This window comes from Chitinophagaceae bacterium, assembly GCA_016717285.1.
In the GTDB taxonomy this organism is placed as follows: domain Bacteria; phylum Bacteroidota; class Bacteroidia; order Chitinophagales; family UBA10324; genus JACCZZ01.
This window is the reverse complement of the sequence record JADKFU010000005.1, coordinates 2,188,376-2,205,212: the sequence shown is the minus strand read 5'-3', so window position 1 is coordinate 2,205,212 and position 16,837 is coordinate 2,188,376. Positions and strand designations below refer to the sequence as shown.

General features: G+C 40.4%; 18 protein-coding genes and 1 pseudogene. 5 read left to right on the top strand and 14 right to left on the bottom strand.

Annotation, left to right across the window (positions count from 1 at the left end; all coding sequences use genetic code 11):
- The first annotated feature begins 75 nt into the window (after positions 1-75).
- Both IPO83_18725 and IPO83_18720 read left to right on the top strand, forming a co-directional pair.
- Positions 76-1,863 carry a hypothetical protein gene (locus IPO83_18725; protein ID MBK9733291.1) on the top strand — a complete coding sequence of 596 codons (1,788 nt, stop codon included), beginning with the start codon at positions 76-78 and terminating at the stop codon, positions 1,861-1,863.
- A complete protein-coding gene (locus IPO83_18720) occupies positions 1,847-3,415 on the top strand; it encodes a T9SS type A sorting domain-containing protein (GenBank protein MBK9733290.1) in 1,569 nt (522 codons plus the stop codon). The genes IPO83_18725 and IPO83_18720 overlap by 17 nt, the downstream gene beginning before the upstream one ends.
- Before the next feature lie 199 nt (positions 3,416-3,614).
- Here the strand turns inward: IPO83_18720 and IPO83_18715 are convergent, their stop codons facing one another.
- From IPO83_18715 to IPO83_18675, 9 genes are all read right to left on the bottom strand, one after another.
- Positions 3,615-3,911, bottom strand: a complete 297-nt coding sequence (locus IPO83_18715; protein MBK9733289.1) for a hypothetical protein — start codon at positions 3,909-3,911, stop codon at positions 3,615-3,617.
- A 129-nt stretch (positions 3,912-4,040) separates the two neighbouring features.
- A complete protein-coding gene (locus IPO83_18710) occupies positions 4,041-4,526 on the bottom strand; it encodes a hypothetical protein (protein ID MBK9733288.1) in 486 nt (161 codons plus the stop codon).
- A 191-nt stretch (positions 4,527-4,717) separates the two neighbouring features.
- Positions 4,718-4,957 carry a hypothetical protein gene (locus IPO83_18705; protein ID MBK9733287.1) on the bottom strand — a complete coding sequence of 80 codons (240 nt, stop codon included), beginning with the start codon at positions 4,955-4,957 and terminating at the stop codon, positions 4,718-4,720.
- A gap of 45 nt (positions 4,958-5,002) precedes the next feature.
- A complete protein-coding gene (locus IPO83_18700; GenBank protein ID MBK9733286.1) occupies positions 5,003-5,260 on the bottom strand; it encodes a hypothetical protein in 258 nt (85 codons plus the stop codon).
- Entirely contained in the window at positions 5,236-5,574 is a 339-nt protein-coding gene (locus IPO83_18695; GenBank protein MBK9733285.1) for a hypothetical protein, read from the bottom strand. The genes IPO83_18700 and IPO83_18695 overlap by 25 nt, the downstream gene beginning before the upstream one ends.
- A gap of 127 nt (positions 5,575-5,701) precedes the next feature.
- A complete protein-coding gene (locus IPO83_18690; GenBank protein MBK9733284.1) occupies positions 5,702-6,133 on the bottom strand; it encodes a hypothetical protein in 432 nt (143 codons plus the stop codon).
- A gap of 194 nt (positions 6,134-6,327) precedes the next feature.
- Positions 6,328-6,528, bottom strand: coding sequence for a hypothetical protein (locus IPO83_18685; protein MBK9733283.1), 201 nt, complete (start codon positions 6,526-6,528; stop codon positions 6,328-6,330).
- A gap of 1,703 nt (positions 6,529-8,231) precedes the next feature.
- On the bottom strand, positions 8,232-8,594 hold the full coding sequence (locus IPO83_18680) for a hypothetical protein (GenBank protein MBK9733282.1): 363 nt from the start codon (positions 8,592-8,594) through the stop codon (positions 8,232-8,234).
- Positions 8,582-8,968, bottom strand: coding sequence for a hypothetical protein (locus IPO83_18675; protein MBK9733281.1), 387 nt, complete (start codon positions 8,966-8,968; stop codon positions 8,582-8,584). The genes IPO83_18680 and IPO83_18675 overlap by 13 nt, the downstream gene beginning before the upstream one ends.
- A gap of 466 nt (positions 8,969-9,434) precedes the next feature.
- On the opposite strand from IPO83_18675, the pseudogene IPO83_18670 reads away from it, so the two are divergent.
- From IPO83_18670 to IPO83_18660, 3 genes and pseudogenes are all read left to right on the top strand, one after another.
- Positions 9,435-9,931: pseudogene (locus IPO83_18670) on the top strand (RNA polymerase sigma factor).
- A complete protein-coding gene (locus IPO83_18665; GenBank protein ID MBK9733280.1) occupies positions 9,909-11,357 on the top strand; it encodes a PorT family protein in 1,449 nt (482 codons plus the stop codon). The pseudogene IPO83_18670 and the gene IPO83_18665 overlap by 23 nt, the downstream one beginning before the upstream one ends.
- Before the next feature lie 206 nt (positions 11,358-11,563).
- Positions 11,564-12,772: a beta-propeller fold lactonase family protein gene (locus IPO83_18660; GenBank protein MBK9733279.1), complete on the top strand. Its 1,209-nt coding sequence runs from the start codon at positions 11,564-11,566 to the stop codon at positions 12,770-12,772.
- A 145-nt stretch (positions 12,773-12,917) separates the two neighbouring features.
- Here the strand turns inward: IPO83_18660 and IPO83_18655 are convergent, their stop codons facing one another.
- From IPO83_18655 to IPO83_18635, 5 genes are all read right to left on the bottom strand, one after another.
- Complete coding sequence (locus IPO83_18655) at positions 12,918-13,109, bottom strand: hypothetical protein (GenBank protein ID MBK9733278.1); 192 nt, start codon at positions 13,107-13,109, stop codon at positions 12,918-12,920.
- The gene (locus tag IPO83_18650) at positions 13,106-14,017 is read right to left on the bottom strand and encodes a hypothetical protein (protein ID MBK9733277.1); all 912 of its coding nucleotides are present in this window, start codon (positions 14,015-14,017) and stop codon (positions 13,106-13,108) included. Before IPO83_18650 ends, IPO83_18655 begins: the two co-directional genes overlap by 4 nt.
- Positions 14,018-14,109: 92 nt before the next feature.
- Entirely contained in the window at positions 14,110-14,919 is an 810-nt protein-coding gene (locus IPO83_18645) for an MOSC N-terminal beta barrel domain-containing protein (protein ID MBK9733276.1), read from the bottom strand.
- 67 nt (positions 14,920-14,986) lie between these two features.
- Positions 14,987-15,412 (bottom strand): VOC family protein, encoded by a 426-nt coding sequence (locus IPO83_18640; GenBank protein MBK9733275.1) that lies wholly within the window; start codon positions 15,410-15,412, stop codon positions 14,987-14,989.
- A 241-nt stretch (positions 15,413-15,653) separates the two neighbouring features.
- On the bottom strand, positions 15,654-16,835 hold the full coding sequence (locus IPO83_18635; protein ID MBK9733274.1) for a SulP family inorganic anion transporter: 1,182 nt from the start codon (positions 16,833-16,835) through the stop codon (positions 15,654-15,656).
- Positions 16,836-16,837: the final 2 nt, after the last annotated feature.

The window sequence follows — 16,837 nt, the reverse complement described above, 5'->3', positions numbered from 1 at the left end:
TGAGTGCATGTTTGTATCAAAATTCTCTTATCTGACCATCTGATTTACCTGAACCACTTAAAAACCCCACACCACATGAAACAGCAGCTACTCCTGATCGCAGCATTTACCCTGGCGGCATTCGCATTTCTGAGCCTCCAATTGAGCGCTCAGCCACTTTTTACAAGAACAACGTTCAACGATACCTACACAGCCATTACGATTGGCGGCGGAGCAACCTCCTCCATAGCAACAGGTGATAATGTAAATGAAACCGGTATTCCTATCGGTTTTGATTTTGTTTATAACGGTATTACCTACACAACGCTTGGATTAAGCACCAACGGTGTCGTTTGGTTTGATGCTGTTGCACCTGCTACTACAGCAGGAAATGTGAATATGGTAACAACCACCGGCCCAAATCAAAGTCTTGCTCCGTGGTTTAATAATTTGATTGATGATGCGTCATCAGATATTTTATACCAGACACAAGGCGCGCCCGGGAGCAGAACGTTTACCATTCAATATTCCAACTATCCAACATATACTGGCACAACAGGTAGTAATGTGAGAATGAACTGCCAGGTGATACTGTATGAAACCACCAATGTTATTGAATTCCGATATGGAACATTAAATGTTATCGGAGGACAAACCACCAGCGGTGGAGCTATGATAGGTCTTGAGTGGGGTGCAGGAGGCTCTAACAATTTTATTGATGCCGTTACCGGTTCTTCTATCGTAAATAACCGTATGTTAAGTCCATTGGGTGATTGGCCATCGTATAACTTTCGTTTTACACCAGGCACACCAACCACAATTGCTGCTGGAACATACAGCGTTGGTGTTGGTCAAACATACAATAGCTTAACGCAAGCTGTTGCCGATGTGAATCATCGCGGAATCACAGGTGCAGTTACATTAGACCTTACCGATGCACAGTATGATACTACTGCTGCAAATGGCAGTAACATATTCCCGATATTTGTTGCCACACCTAATGGAAGTGCCACTAATTTACTTACCATTTCAAAAACCGGTGCAGCGGCAACACTTGCATACAGAGGCAGTAGCATTGCAGCGTCAGGGGCAGGTTACGGAACAGGTGTAAACACTACAGCCTTAGGGCATACCGCAGTACCCCTTCTTGGAGTGTGTGCCTCTTATACCACCATCAGCAATCTTAATCTCATCACTCACGGTACTTCACCCCAACAAGTGGAGATAGGTTTAGCTGTTTTTGAATTATTTGGCACCCAGGGAGCGCAGCATAATATGTTTGATAAAATATCAGTTGACCTTGACCGCAACCAGGGTGGCTCATATGGTATTTCATCGTTCAGCACCACATCACCCGGAGGGGCTGCGGGTTCAAACTCTTACAATACCTATCGTGATATTAGTATTAAAGATTGCAACTATGGTATTAGCTTAAATGCTCCTAACAATGCCACCGGTCCGGCTGATGTAGGCAATCAAATTATAACCTCTTCCTGCAACAACTTTAATTACATAGGAGACCCGAATGTGCCGGATGATATTATTAGTAGTGACCCTGAGGGAATATTTATTGGCGGGCAGAATAATTTTATCATCCGCAATTGTATCATTCAAAATATAACAGCCACAAGCTGGTATAGTACAAGCGGTATTTTTGTTACAAATTCTTATGGTAGTAATGAGATAAGCAACAACATTATCCGTACAATCAGACGAAGCGCTTCTACAGGGCTTTTTTCGAACCATTGGATTGCGGGTATCAGAATCAATTGGCCGAACCAAACCATGAGTTTTAAAATTTTTAATAATAGTATCAGTAATCTTTTAGCAGCTTATACGGGAGCTCCTACTACAATCTCTGCCATAGTTGGAATTTTTTATTGAATCCAATACGGGTACAATAACAACGGAATTATATAACAACAGCGTAAGTTTAAACGGAAGCACATCGCCTAATGCCAGTTCGATATGTATTGCAATGAACAGTGTTAGTAAAACTTCACTAATAAAGAATAATGTTTTTGCAAATTTTACTCCCGCACAAACAGGTGTTGCATATCATGCTTGTTTCTATACTAACGCAGCCAGTCAATATGGAAGCGCTTCATCCTTGTCAGACAATAATAATTTTTATATAGCAGATACATCAAATGGATATTTATTCAAAGCAATAACATCCAATTATAAAACGCTCGCAGCATGGCAGGCAGCCATGACTTTAAACCCGGGAACTGATGCCAACTCACAGGTTGCCAATCCTTATTTTGTAAACAACGTTACAGATCTGCATGGTACTTCCTTATCAGTATCATTGGATGGAACAGGAACTACGCCTCCAGAATATTTTACTACCGACATTGATTGCCAGGCAAGAACGGCTCCGCATGATATCGGATTCGATGATTTTGCAAGTTGTGTTGCCAATGGCGGAATTGCTTCACCTGCAGCAGCAACGATTTGTGCAGGTAAAACCTTTGTTATGTCAGCAACAGGTGTTTCAGAAAATCCATTTGTTACGTATCAGTGGATGGTTGCGGAAACTGAGGGAGGTCCCTATGCAGATGTAATTGATGGCAGCGGTGCAACAACCACTACCTACACTACGGCCAAAACAAAGAAGGGAACTTTTTATTATGTATTGAAAGCTACCTGTCCATCAGGAGGATCAGCATTTTCTAATGAAGTGGTGTTGGAAGTAAATCCATTGCCCACTGCAACAGTTACACCGGAAGGTCCCGTTGCATTCTGCAATGGGGATGAAATATTGCTCACCGCTTCCGATGGTAACAACCGGGCATACCAGTGGTTTGATAAAGAGGTGCTTATTGATGGAGAAACAAACATTACCTACCTCGCAAGTGTAAAGGGAAACTATAAAGTGAGAATCACCAATACTTTGACGGGCTGTGTTAAAACTTCAGATCCTGTTAAGGTTACCGTGTATAAAAAACCGGAAGCCATTATCACACCACAGGGACCAACAACTTTTTGTATAGGGGAAAGTGTAGTGTTGCAGGCGAACACAGGATCCGGCTATACTTACAAATGGAAGAAAGGAAGCGACTTTATTTCCGGAGCTACGGAATCTTCCTATACAGCCACTGAACAAAGCAACTATAAAGTTGAAGTTAGTAATGCCAATGGATGCTCGAAGCTTTCTGATAATACAGCAGTCACAGTGAATTGCAAACTGGATGGAGAAATGCAAACAGATGTTACGTTTGCTGTATTTCCCAATCCTGCAACTGACCGCGTGAATATTTTGCTTGCAACAACAACAGATTTTGAAGTGGAACTGACCAACTTAACCGGCGACAGGATAGTACTGATGCAAAATGAGAACACGATCGATGTTTCCAATCTTGCAGCAGGAGTTTACTTTATTAAAATTTCTACTGCTGAGCAGTCTGTTGTGAAGAAACTGGTGAAGGAGTAATGAGTAGTGAGTAGTGAGTAGGCAAATGTTAATAGGAGAGGGCTTTAAGTAGTCGCAACTTTTGAAACCCTGATGAGTTTGCTCATCAGGGTTTTTTGCATATAATGACGTGATCGATCAGAAGATTTTGATTGATTAATAAATCCAATTGGAATGAATAGCACCGGATTACAAATCCGATCCAACGGATGTAAACTCCTTACTGAATGCTTTCCAGTTTTTTCTGAAGCTTATTAATTATGTCTTTTTGCTTTGTAACATCTTCCTGCTTCACCTGCGTTGCTCCGTCATTATCCGAAGACTTCCTTTTATAATCGCGGATGTTTTCTTCGCTGGCGGTAATGTCATTGTGATAACCGTCTTCCTGTTTGGCAAATTTGGACAGGTCACTTTCAAATCCATTAAGTTTTTTTTGCTCATCCTTCTCGAGCTGCGCGTTCTTGCTCGACTTTGCCTGGTCTACCTTCACTTTTTGATCCTGAATGAGTTTCCCCACGCGTTCCTGATCTTGTTCACTGGTAGCAATCTTTGCCTGGTTCTCTCAATATTCTGATTTTCCGCATCAATATTTTTTTCAGCTTATCCTGCTCAGTGTTTAAGTCGTCTAATTGTGATTGAAGAGTTTTCAGCTTGGTATTCTCAAGGTCAATCCGTTCCTGAACGGCACCCTGTAAGCTTTCACTGCAAAATCCCGGGTGTATTTTCTTGCTGAAAGATATTCCGTTTCATTTTTTTCTTTCGAGAGGAAGGTACTGTCTTGTTCATAGAAAAAGAGTAACTCAACATGATCTTCATACTCATTCACAATACCATAAACATTAAGCGGCCTGGGCGAAATGTTCTGTATGGTTGTTCCACGAACGATGTATTCATTATTCACCTGTTGCAGGAGGGCTTTGTTTTCAGACTTCATAGCCTTGGCAAGCGCATCCACAGTACCTTTCTTTTTAACCTGCGGAATGTCAATCCTGAAACCGGGTTGCGTGCCTTTGCTCATGGCTTTGGTGATGTCTTCAATCACAATTGGTTTTGCGACAGTGATCGAATCTGATTGTGCAGTAACCCGGCCAACCAGGATAGAGAAAAATAAAATAAGGAGAGGTAATTTCATGGTTGGAGATTTTCTGTTAAAAAAAAACAACTCTAAAAATCTGTTTTGAAATCAATTAATTCGGTTCGCTTTGCCAAGCGCACCCCGAGCGCAGCCGAAGGGGCGGAACAAGCAAACGCTACTGAAAAAAACGCTCATAGTATTTATGGTAAGATGATAATCATCAATCGTTTTTTATTGGTATCAGCCTATTAAATCACAACAGGTAATAAGGGCATAACCGGAAATTTTCTCTTAGCTGCTTCTCTCAGGTTGGTAGTGCGTGTAAACTCATTGTCGAATACACCTGACGAATTAAGCATGATATAGGTTTTCAGCCATTCATCGAATTTGGGATAAAATTCACTCAGCATGCTTTCATCAAATCCAAACTTGAAATTTAATCCCCAATGCGGGCGTCCTTCATTATTTTCAGCATGGTCTGCAAATATTCGAAAAGTTCGAGCTCGCGTTTATCATCGTCTGCATCAGACTGTTCACCCGCAAATTTCGATGTAACACCATTCCTTTACGGGTTGTCCGAGATGTGTTGCATAGTTAGGTGCGAGATATACTTTCGATGGTCTTACAAAACGCAGTGCAATGGGTGAATTCAGGAAGAACCCTCGTCCTTTCGGTCCTTCATGTTGGAGGATGCTGGTGATCGTATCTATAACCTCGGGAATCTGTTGCACACGAAATGCAAATTCAATTCCGCTGCCGATTGTTTTTAATTTCCCCGATCCGAATTCCATACTTTATAGCAGGCATCGGTAAATCCACCGCCATGTTGTTTGTTATCATTTTGATTTTTTAACGCGGCTTCAATCAACTGCAACCTTGGCAGATTACTATTGTTTGAAATGTTGCGTATAAATTTCACTGACAGCTTCGAGTTGGCAAAAACCTGTGGCCATAGTTTTCTGCGGGTATCTTTTTTACCTGATGCTGCATCTTTGGTTGTAATGGTTTCTTTCAACATGATGGAAAGCGTCTTGCCTGACTTTATCTTATATGGGTTCAACTGAATGTAAATAAATTTCTCTTCTTCCATGTTTGATGGCAGCATACCCTGTTTAATGCGGTTCTTTATTTCGGTAAGCCATCCTCCTTTTTATATGAAGCATCCTCATGAAGCAAAGTAAAAGGCATCACTTCAATAATGCACGAGTAAATAATCCCAAAACAACCCATGCTCACCACTGCGGAATAAAAAAGACGTCGTCATCCTGAATCAATTGAATAGGTTCTGCAGTGGGATGTTGCTGAAAATATTCTTTATGCAAGGCCACATCCGTAATTCCATTGGTTGGTTCAATTCTGAAAACCCGTCCTCCGGAAGCAACGAGTACGAGCGACCTGACGGTATCGTGATAGGTGCTGTAAATTCCACCTGACCCATGAGTGCCTGTTGAGAAAGCGCCTGCAAAAGCCTGCACATCACCGCCGCCCATGTTGAATAAGCGACGGTTTCCTTTCACGCTTGCAGTACCGAACTGAAGGATGTGATTAACAGATTCGATTTTCAGGCCTGCGGGAATATTTACATATTGATCTTTATCAATCGAACTCTTCAGAAGGATCAAAGGATGCTGATCAATATCTCCCTTTAAAATTTTCAGTGTCATATCCGGTGCATTCTTTCATGCTTACGTAACAATCATCAGTCTGCGCTACCGTTGAAAAAGAATGACAAGAACCGATGGCACGTATTTTCTGATTTTTTGCTCCGCCCATTTTACTACGTTCACCGTGCCGGTGAGTGATTGAGGTGAAATAATACGCACATCATGAACGAAGTGCCAGGTGCAACATGGGTTATTCAATTTGATAGCGGCGCTGAGCTTGAATTCTGGTTTGCGAATACCGCACCGGATGCAATACTTACTTCAGCATGTATGAAGCTATCATCAAGCACTTCAAAATCTTCCGTTTCATTGTCTATGAGACTGGAAAGTTCATCAAGTTGTTTGTCTGCATTTGACATCTTAACGATATCACTGAGTTTGGATTCGAGGCTCATTTTTTTGTCGATGGAAAAAGTTTATAAATACCAGTGCTTTCTTTCGTGTTCAGGATTACTGATAATAAGAAAAGACAGGATATCTGAATACGTAAAGCTGTGGTTGTATTACAAAGCTAATATTTATGATGAAAGATGTCAGAATGTATTTATACGTGTTTTCAGAAGTTAGTTTGAAACGATTTTGGTGCACATGAATTTTATTTAAAAGAACGTTGTGCCTCCGGATTCAACTTTGTCGCAATAATTGGCGGTCGATTAAAATCAACAGCAATAGATAACGCAATAGCGCAGTGCATTAGTTATTATTGATTTTAGCTGGTAATATGTATCCAACAGGGCGTGCGCATCCATCCGATGCGCCTAGTTGCTTCCAATGCATCAGATGGAATGCATCGCCAGAAGTCATCCATTGAATGAGAGCGAGTGGGAGGTAAGTAGAATTTTTCAGAACGCTTTAAAAAAGCCGTCTAAACATAGAGACGGCTTTTCCATTGTTATGTCACTTACTGATTTTTTAGCGAGGTATGTTGATCAGTTAAATAACGAATCTGCTTAAATTATTTTGAACTCAACTTTGGTTGGTAAATCAGTAATTCAGACCAGCGGCTTTGCACTGCAACGGCATAATCATTCAACCAGGTAGCAAATGCACCGGCACCATATGCTTCATTGTACCTGTCTGCAAACGGTTTCCGATAATCGCTGGCTAATTCCTTTAAACCACCTGTTAAACGGGTTACTGTAATATAACCGGCCTCCTGAAAAGGATGCGGAATAAACAGCTACAGATTCTTTACCCGCTTCCCATACCTTTTTTGTCTCTTAATAAGGTCTTCAACATTAACGATCCTCCCCGGATTTGCTGTCATGTGATTGATAACAATTTTATCAGAATAATCAGTAAGCTGTACTGTACTTAAATCAGCTTTGAAATCATAATAACCGCTTTGTCCCCCTGGCCTGTAGTAAGTGGAGAACATTTTTTCCCAATCCGCAGTGTGTTCTGCACTTATGTCGCCACGGGCATCCAAAATAGCCCAGCTACTGGGACCTTCCGTTACCATATATCCACCAGCATCAGGCCCGGATTGAATGCTCCATACCCGCCAGGTTACATCGCCGGTGTGATATTTTGGGCATGGTTTGCAAGCGCTGCTTCGAATTCCTGGACTTTGTCATTCCTCGCGAATAAACGGTTGGAAGTAAGAACCGTTTTTGTTTGACATATTCCTATTGCGGGAATAAGTAACAACATTAAAAGATACTTTTTCTCATTGGGGTTTGGGTTTTGGTGATGAAAAAATGTAGTGTTCTTCAGATAAGGAAGAGATGTAATGTAAGCGATATTTCTAATAAATATTAGTTCCACATTTTCAGTTAAGAAATGTATGTCCTTTGGAAGATCAACCTTCAGATGCAGGCACACTCGATCAATTCGAAGCAATTCCTGTGCAACTGTCGCGTCATCAAAAAATGGGATGAAGGGTAAATATTTGGTGTTTGAAAATGTAATTCCCGGTGATAAATAAATTGCATCTTCATTCGTAGAATTATTCTGCGCTTCTACTAAGAGGATTCACCAAAGGAAAGGACCAAGCAAAGAGAAGTGAGAACTTTTAATGATAGTGAAGATTATCCGAATTTCTGCATTTACCTGGCTCCACAGGTAATATTCTCCAAAGCGGGCACCCCAATAAACTTCATTGTGCTCTCCTTCTTCGTGTAGATCCAGATAGATTTTGTAGTGGGGATATTGTGCAAGGAGCTCTGTGATTTGCCGGATGAGCTCCAACATTTTTTTCGTCTTCCTGTTTTGCACCATAAAAATATAAATGTTGCGGATACTCCGGATGCTGACCTGCCACCAGTTTCATCTCATCCAACAGATCAGGCACAAAGCCAGAAAGCAGGGGAGAAGATACCAGCGCCACCAAAAGTTTCCGGAAAATACATCGCACCATAAAAGTGATGAGTCCACCCATGGAACTGCCGGCAATAAAAGTGTGCTCCCTGTCAGGCAGGGTACGGTACTTTTCATCAATGAAAGGTTTCAACGTTTGCACGATGAAGTCCAGGTATTTTTTCCTTCACCATCACCGTGCTCGGTATGGTCCCTCACATTATATTCTGTTAAGCGCTTTTCCTCACCATTATCGATTCCAACGATGATGCATTGAGCATTCATTACAGTTAATATTTCATCGAGATACCATTCCTCTGCTAAAGCAGTATCGTTATCGAATAGATTTTGTCCATCGTGCATGTAAAAAACAGGATACCTGATTTTGGAAGTAGTATAACCTTCGGGGAGATATATCCACACTCTGCGGTAACGGTCAAGTTGAGGAATGTAAAAAGATTCATCTAAAACAAGTACTGAGGCGGCTTGTCCTTCACTGACGTTTTGCTCTGTTGAATTATCATTGCTCTGTGACATGAAATGATTTTTGAAAGCCGCATTTATCAAATAGTTTGCCTAAGAAAGAGTGGATCGGAACAAATGAATATCTTCATCTTACATCCTTTTGCAAAGGAGAAGGAGCCGTTTTGGCAACCCGTGCTAATTAATTTCAGGATTAAAATAAAAACTGTCAACTTATTTTAGGACGATTTATTGAAATTTTAATCTTAGCTTATTACAAGGAAAATGGTCTTAGTAACTATTGTTTATTTTTTAGTCTCCTAACTTGTTAATGAATTCCTGCAATAATGTGTCAAAACCCATTAGTGAACTGTAAGCGTAAAGGGCGTGTTGGCGAACACAACCATTTGAAAGAATTTACACTCCCTATTAAAAAAAGATCTTTAATTTGACTGAAGAGAGTGAAGATATATTGATTACAGGGTGCATAAACTGGGATCGTCAGGCTCAGAACCGACTTTATGAGAAGTATCAGTCGAAAATGTTTGCCGTTTGTTATCAATATTCGAAAAGCAGGGAAGAAGCAGAAGATACTTTTCATGAAGGCTTTATGAAAGTATTTGACAACATAGCCAGTTTTGCGAAGAAAGGCACGCTCGAGGGTTGGATCAGGACAATAATGGTGAATACGGCTATTGAAAAGTACAGGAAGGGAAAGCATCTTTCCTTTATTGTAAATATGGAAGATACTTCGGAGGTGTCCCATCACTATTTTAGTGATGACATCCTCGACAAGATTGAAGCGGCTGAATTGATAACCCTGATACAAAAATTACCGCCTGCATACCAAATGGTTTTCAATCTTTATGTGATGGAGGGATGAAACACAAAGAAATTGCAGCCGGTCTTGGTATCTCTGAAGGTACTTCAAAATCCAACCTTTATGAAGCAAAGTCGATTCTGCGGAAACTGATAAATAAAAACAATAACCGCCTGCAAGCAGTGGGCAGTGAATATGGAAGAAAACAGAGATATTGAAAAGGTAACGCGTACTATCCTGAAGGATTTCAGGTTGGAAGCAGGTGAACATACCTGGAGCCGCTTGGATGCTGAACTGGATAAGAAGCAGGCAGCTTTGTACAAGCAACGGGCAACCCGCTATAAGCTGTTGTCTGCCTGCCTTGCCCTTTTTCTTTGCTCTTTCATTACCTGCCATTATATATCCCGTTCAACTCTCGATGCACCATCATCTGTAGCAGCAATTGAAAAAACAAATATTCATGGTAATGCAACTGAAACGTCTGCTAATAAAAATGATATAGTGAAATCAACCCGCGCTGTTGAAAATATACCCATAGCGAAAGATAAAGGGAATGAGGATGCGATTGCTAATCAGGTATCAGGCACAAACAATCCGAATAATCGAGAGTTGCTCTTATCAGCGAATGAACAAAGCCTTGCGGAAAATTTAAAACACAATCCTGTTCCAACTGGCGTGATGTCAGTTACAACTGAAGTGGACAAACCTGTTACAAAAAATGAGCTGATCCAAAGCGAATCGATTATACATCCTTTGAATAATAATGAATGGGGAAGTCGTCAAAATGATTCTGCACTCGAAACGGAAACAAATCAACTTGTTTTCGCAGTAGTTGACAAGGATAGTCTGGATTCCGCAAATGCAACGACTGCTGTTGTACCTTCCATGTCAGCAGAATCAGATAGCACTCCGGCTGTCTGGGGCAAGAAAGTAAGCAGGCTTTCCATTGCAGCCTTCTATGCACCCTCACTTTCCTTCCAGAATTTAAAAGATAATACTGCCGACGGTTTTGATGATGCCGCGATGTACAACAATCGCGAAAAAGAGCAATATTCTTTTTTTAGCGGCTTTCTACTGGATTATAAAATTTCAACACGATGGAGTGTTGCTTCAGGCATTCACTATTCAATTACAAATTATGCAATCACACTTCCAGTGATGCACACCGGATACAATGAAAGTAAGGAAATGCATTATTTGTATCCTACGTCAAGTGGCGTAATACAAATGCCGCTGGAAAAAAATCAGCCACTAAACGAAGAGGATAGTCTGGAGATGACTTCTGTTTGCAACCAATCACTTAAGTATCTTGAAGTGCCGCTGCTGCTCCGGTTTCAGACTACGAAAAATAAGTTCACCTTTTATGCCAATACAGGATTGTCGGTAAATTTCCTGTTGCAGGAAAAAGCCACCATGCGTATTAATGATGAGGAAGTAACGATCATCAATAATATTGATGGACTAAAACAAATAAATTACAGTTTGCTCGTAGGTGCAGGAATTGAATATAAAGTTTACCGCGATGCAGGAATTTTTCTTGAGCCCGTCTTTAAAACTGCCATCACTTCCATCAACCATGACATGGCTGTTAACTCTTATCCATATACTATTGGATTAAAAATAGGAGCCACTCTTCGTTTTTAGTATCTCAAAAATCAAGATTGTTTTTTACAAATTATGATGGTGAGATAAATTTTTTTCACACAGAAACACAACCATTGTTTTCTGTTTCCCGACAATGTTAGTAGAAGTTCATTCAAATAGAATGTGACTTCTTATACCGGTGATTTACTGAACCGGTTGAAAGCTTTGTTACCAAATTATTTCACTCACAACTAAATCAAAAAAAAATGCAGAAGAAAAATCTTTTTGCCGTTTTGCTTTTCGCAGCAACGGCCATCACATTTACGGCATGTCAAAAGAATCTTGATTCCGTAATTCCATCGACCTCACCCGTGTCGTCAAACAGTGACCTGATTTCTGAAAAGGGGCTGAATCCTGATGAGCAGATATTTAACCTGGATCAAAGTTCAAAACTTGGTCCGGACGGAGGTTACGTTTATACCGAAAGCAACGATTCATTGCAGAATGAAATTCTCATTTTTATGCAAGCGCCTTCCGGCTTACTTACACCGATGGGAACTGTAGCTTCAGGTGGAACAGGAACCGGAGCAGGTCTGGGTTCACAAGGAGCTGTAATTTTGGACAATACTCATAAATGGCTCTTTGCAGTTAATGCAGGAAGCAATTCCATTTCTTCTTTCAAGGTGGAAGCTGACGGATCCTTAATGTTGGCTCACACCGCCGCCTCTGAAGGTGAAAGTCCAATCAGCCTGAGTGTAAATGCAAATGTATTGTACGTGGTGAATGCAGGTAGCGATAACATTGCCGGTTTTTACATTAGTGCAGAAGGAATGCTGACGTATATTGATGGATCCCACCAACAACTCAGTACTTCTGGAGCCGGTGCTGCTCAGGTATCCTTTTCTCCCAACGGAAATTATTTGTATGTAACTGAGAAAGCTACCAACATGATCACCACTTTTGCAGTGGATGGCAATGGAGTTGCTTCACCTGGCTCTTCATCACCATCAGTTGGTGCAACTCCATTTGGATTTGAATTTGTGCGCGATCAGATTATGGTTGTATCAAATGCTGCAGGTGGCGCACCTGGTGCAGGTTCAGCTACAGCTTATTCAGGAGTTAATTCCGGAAACCTTTCTGACATTAATGGTGCTGTTGCAAACAATGAGGGAGCACCCTGCTGGGTTGCTACATCCCAATACGGCCGTTTTGTATACATAACTAACACAGCGAGCAATTCAATTTCTTCTTATTACATAGGTACCAGCGGGTCGTTGCATCTGGCGGTGTCTGCAGTTGGAACCGGTGGTGGTCCAATTGATATTGTTGTTTCAGACAATAACTATTATGTCTATAGCCTCAATTCCGTTGATCATACTATAGGTCAGTACAAACGCACACCACTTGGTGGCCTTGCTTGGATTGGAACACAGAGCAATCTTCCGGTGGCTGCTGCTGGATTAGCAGCATTTTAAATTAATTAAATAAGTCACGGTTCTTCTTATAACATTTCCCTGCCGGTACATCTTAGTACCGGTGGGGAATTTTTTTAGACTTGCGTGTGCGTGCGGTTAATAATGCAGAGCTGTTTCAATATGGAGAAAGTTTGTGAGAGAGGCCTCATGGGATAAATTTTTCAAACGCTTTACCGTTAAATTTATAAGCGCCTTTTTCCTGTGTGCCTAACCAAAGGTTGTCTTGATGGTCTTTGTAAATCGAAACTATTTTAATAGGCTCTGTTCCATCCATAACTGCGAAGTGACTCATGTTTTTCCCATCAAATTGCCAAACGCCATCAGTATAAGTACTCATCCACAAGTTTCGTTTATTGTCCTTGATGATATACTGGAAATAAATCGGGTCTTCTTTACCATGTGCTTCAATACCGGTTTCCCTTGGTAATTAACGAAACTGTATCCCTCACTTATGGAATCGGTGGGATAAATTTCATAGCGATACCTGGTATTACAGATCCAAAATTTTTCCTCTTTATCTTCAATTATGGAACGAATTCCAAAAGAGCCACCATTTGGTGCGATTGTCAAATGATCTTCATACAGCCAGCTTAAAGTTTTTCCATCAAAGCGGCATGCGCCAAAACAAGATGTTCCAAACCAGATGTTGCCTCTTTTGTCTTTGTAAATGGTATAAATTCCATATGGACTAAAGGAAGATTTCGGATTGACTTTATAAAATTCATCTTCCATATAGTGTTTTGGAAATTTGAAATGATACAGCAACTTACCATCATACCGGTAAGGTCCGTTTTGATCATAGTTCCCTTTAAACCACAAATCGGTGGGTGCTGATTTCCATTCAGTGGATTCAATTGGAATCAACGTGGTAAATTTTTGTCCGTCAAATTTGCTGATTCCATCCAGTGTGCCGATGAAAATATTGCCTGATGGGTCCTCCAATATTTCCCTCACGCGATTGTTACACAAGCCATCTTTACTGCTAAAATGGATGATTGTTTTACCATCATAACGATACACACCTTGACCATCACTTCCAAACCAGTAGTTGTTATTCGTATCCTGAAAAACAATCCAAATACTTTTATCAAGCTCTGAAACAGTTTCACCAATGCTTCCGGTTACAACCGGAATCGATGCAGGATCATCAGTAATTTTAGCAGTATTTTGTCCATTGCACGCAGTGATGCATATTAAAGCATATAGTGACAAGTAAATGTTCATTTTATAAAATGTATTAGTCATGTCGCCGATTTTAATTTTGTTATTGGTCATTTCCTGAGCCATGTATAATGTCACACATGTCTTCAACTGTTGCGATTAAAACCAACTTGTGTTCAATAGAAAATTTTTTCTCCGATAGTTTCAATCGTATCACCAACAGTAATCCATTTTCCAACCTCAGTGTCAGGAACATAGCAGTTGACTGTTAAATGATAATGATGACCGTATTCTTTTAACTTTGAAAATTCAGGTAATGATTCAGCCCGATGTCTTGCAAAAATTTTTGGAAAGGCATGAATGATTTCTCCGGTCTCGGGGTTTCTGGAAGGCACTATACATCTTGCCCTGGGACTCATTCCAAATAAAGTTACTTCACCTGCTTTGTATTCAATGGCTCTTCCCGGAGAAGAAAACAAATGATCTTCCCAGAAGGCGGGAACTCCCTCTATTTCCAAAGTTGCCCGAAAGCGTTTTCTTGCTTCTTCTAAAGTCATACCATCATACCATCCGGAAATTGCCTGCAGACTTTCCGTAGATAGAATAGTTAAGCCACTCACATCGGGAATGTCCAGAAATCGTCCCGAATTATTTTGAAGAAAGTTAACAGCAGTATGAAAATGCACTGATAAATAATCTTCTATTGCTGATTTATCTTTTACCAAATGGAAAATTTGCCAGGTGTTTTCCCCCTGTTGACGAAAGGAGACTACTTGATTTTCAAAATCAACTGTTGAACGTAAACTATGAACCAGTGCATTCGATTTGCCGGTAATAAATTGGCCTTCCGCATCACAAATAGCGTATTCCCTGTCATGTAAAAGACAACCTCCTTCAGTTATTTGAGCATTTTGCAATGGAAGGCCATCCAATGATTTTATTGGATAGATGGTTATACGGCTAATGGTAGCGCTAACTTTTTTCATACGTTGTATGCACACATATTTACTGACACTTTATGCCTGTGAAAGGAGGAGTGTTTCCGGTAAAATTTCATTTTGTTGTTTTGCTACCCATTTGAATACCGAGTTTTTCATATTCAATGTCGTTGGGTTCCCATAGTTGGATTTTGTTTCCTTCTATATCCATGATGTGAGCAAACTTTCCGTAATCAACAGCTTCTATTGTATCAAGAACTGTTACTCCTTCTTTTTTCAGTTCTTCAAGAAGTGCTTCCAGGTTTTCTACCCTGTAATTTATCATGAAGTCCTTTGTTGAGGGCTCAAAGTATTTAGTAGTTTCTTTAAAAGGATTCCAATTGGTATATCCTTTTTTAGTGGAATCACCGGCTTGCCGCCATTCAAATACGGTTCCGTATTGGTTAGTGTTAAAGCCGAGGTGTGTGTTATACCATTCGTTCATTTTTTTTGGGTCGTTGCATTTAAAGAAGATTCCGCCAATGCTTGTAACTCTTTTCATTTTAGAGTGGTCGTTTGGTTTGTGAGCACTTAAATGACTGAAAGCGAAACCAAGTCCGAATGATGCTGCAAGTGCAAGTGTGATAAGCAGGGATTTTTAATGTTGTAAACAAATTAATGGTTAAGACTTAAATCAGTATTGTTCGTGCTGATTTTGTCACTCCGTCTGCAGTTAAATTATCTCCATAAGAAATTGTTCTTCCTTGGCAGCACAATATTGCTAGAAGTTGTGCATTCAATTGTCAATGCACTGCTGTTACGCTTACTTTTTCAATTCCTTCAAGATGCAACTCAATGTGTCTGTCATGTGCCTTGTTGCTGTATTCACTTATTATTTCTAAAATATCGTAGTCAATGAAATTACATTCACTGCCGTCAATCGTCAACACGCTGTATTCCGGAATTTGGTCCAATGCTTTTCGAAGGTTTACTTTATTTAAGAAGGTGACATTGCTGTTGAGTTTAATCACATTCACTTCAGTTTCGTGTCGTTGAGTAGTGGTGATTTTATATTCTGCTTTAAAATTATTCCGAACTATGTAATAAACAGAAATTAATAGGCCGATGCTTACGCCAATAAGCAGGTCGGTTGAAAGAATAGCTATGATCGTAATTGAAAAGGGAAGAAACTGTTTCCAGCCTAAAGAAAAAATATTCCGGTAGAGTTTGGGTTTTGTCAGGTTGTAACCGGTGATAAGAAGAATTGCTGAGAGGGAAGCATAAGGAATTTTATTTAGCAGATGAGGAACAAGTAGAACGGCAAGCAAAAGAAAAAGTCCGTGCGTGAATGCGGAAAGCTTTGTTCTTGCACCCGCATCAACATTTGCTGAACCTCTAACCACCACTGCTGTCATTGGAATTGCTCCTAAAAGTCCACAAGTCATATTACCGATACCTTGTGCAATCAGTTCACGATTTACAGGTGTGATGCGGTTGTGTCTGTCTAATTTGTCAACTGCCTCCACGCAAAGCAATGTTTCTAAAGTTGCCAGCAGGCCAATAACAACACCATCTTTCCAAATCTCCGTTGATGAAAATATTTTGGAAATGTCGGGTAAGGAAATGCTTGCAAAAACATTGGTTGGAATATTTACAAGTTGCGTCTGCCTGAGGGAGAAACCTGATGCGGCGTTTGTAAAAAGCATGTTTGTGATGATTCCGATTACTACCACTAATAAAGGTGCGGGGATTACTTTCAGTTTTTTTGCAGACGGAAGTTGCAAAACAATAAGAACAAATAAGGAAAGCAACGTGATAAGAATTGCTCCGCGTGTGATGTGGTGATTGAAGTTTTCAAAATTTCCTAAAAAGTTTTGCGCTGAAAATAATTTTGAAAAGCCACTCGACCAGAAATCCGGTTGGTCATAACCTACTGCCAGCGGAATTTGTTTAGAAATAAGAATGATTCCTATAGCTGCCAGCATTC

Coding starts and splice junctions, on each gene's coding strand:
- IPO83_18655 (MBK9733278.1), bottom strand. CDS start 13,109: ATGAGTACTTATACTGATGGCGTTTGGCAATTTGATGGGAAAAACATG.
- IPO83_18665 (MBK9733280.1), top strand. CDS start 9,909: ATGGAAGAAAACAGAGATATTGAAAAGGTAACGCGTACTATCCTGAAG.
- IPO83_18710 (MBK9733288.1), bottom strand. CDS start 4,526: ATGAAATTACCTCTCCTTATTTTATTTTTCTCTATCCTGGTTGGCCGG.
- IPO83_18645 (MBK9733276.1), bottom strand. CDS start 14,919: ATGAAAAAAGTTAGCGCTACCATTAGCCGTATAACCATCTATCCAATA.
- IPO83_18640 (MBK9733275.1), bottom strand. CDS start 15,412: ATGAAAAGAGTTACAAGCATTGGCGGAATCTTCTTTAAATGCAACGAC.
- IPO83_18725 (MBK9733291.1), top strand. CDS start 76: ATGAAACAGCAGCTACTCCTGATCGCAGCATTTACCCTGGCGGCATTC.
- IPO83_18685 (MBK9733283.1), bottom strand. CDS start 6,528: ATGAGCCTCGAATCCAAACTCAGTGATATCGTTAAGATGTCAAATGCA.
- IPO83_18695 (MBK9733285.1), bottom strand. CDS start 5,574: ATGCTGCCATCAAACATGGAAGAAGAGAAATTTATTTACATTCAGTTG.
- IPO83_18635 (MBK9733274.1), bottom strand. CDS start 16,835: ATGCTGGCAGCTATAGGAATCATTCTTATTTCTAAACAAATTCCGCTG.
- IPO83_18700 (MBK9733286.1), bottom strand. CDS start 5,260: ATGGAATTCGGATCGGGGAAATTAAAAACAATCGGCAGCGGAATTGAA.
- IPO83_18650 (MBK9733277.1), bottom strand. CDS start 14,017: ATGACTAATACATTTTATAAAATGAACATTTACTTGTCACTATATGCT.
- IPO83_18660 (MBK9733279.1), top strand. CDS start 11,564: ATGCAGAAGAAAAATCTTTTTGCCGTTTTGCTTTTCGCAGCAACGGCC.
- IPO83_18690 (MBK9733284.1), bottom strand. CDS start 6,133: ATGACACTGAAAATTTTAAAGGGAGATATTGATCAGCATCCTTTGATC.
- IPO83_18675 (MBK9733281.1), bottom strand. CDS start 8,968: ATGTCACAGAGCAATGATAATTCAACAGAGCAAAACGTCAGTGAAGGA.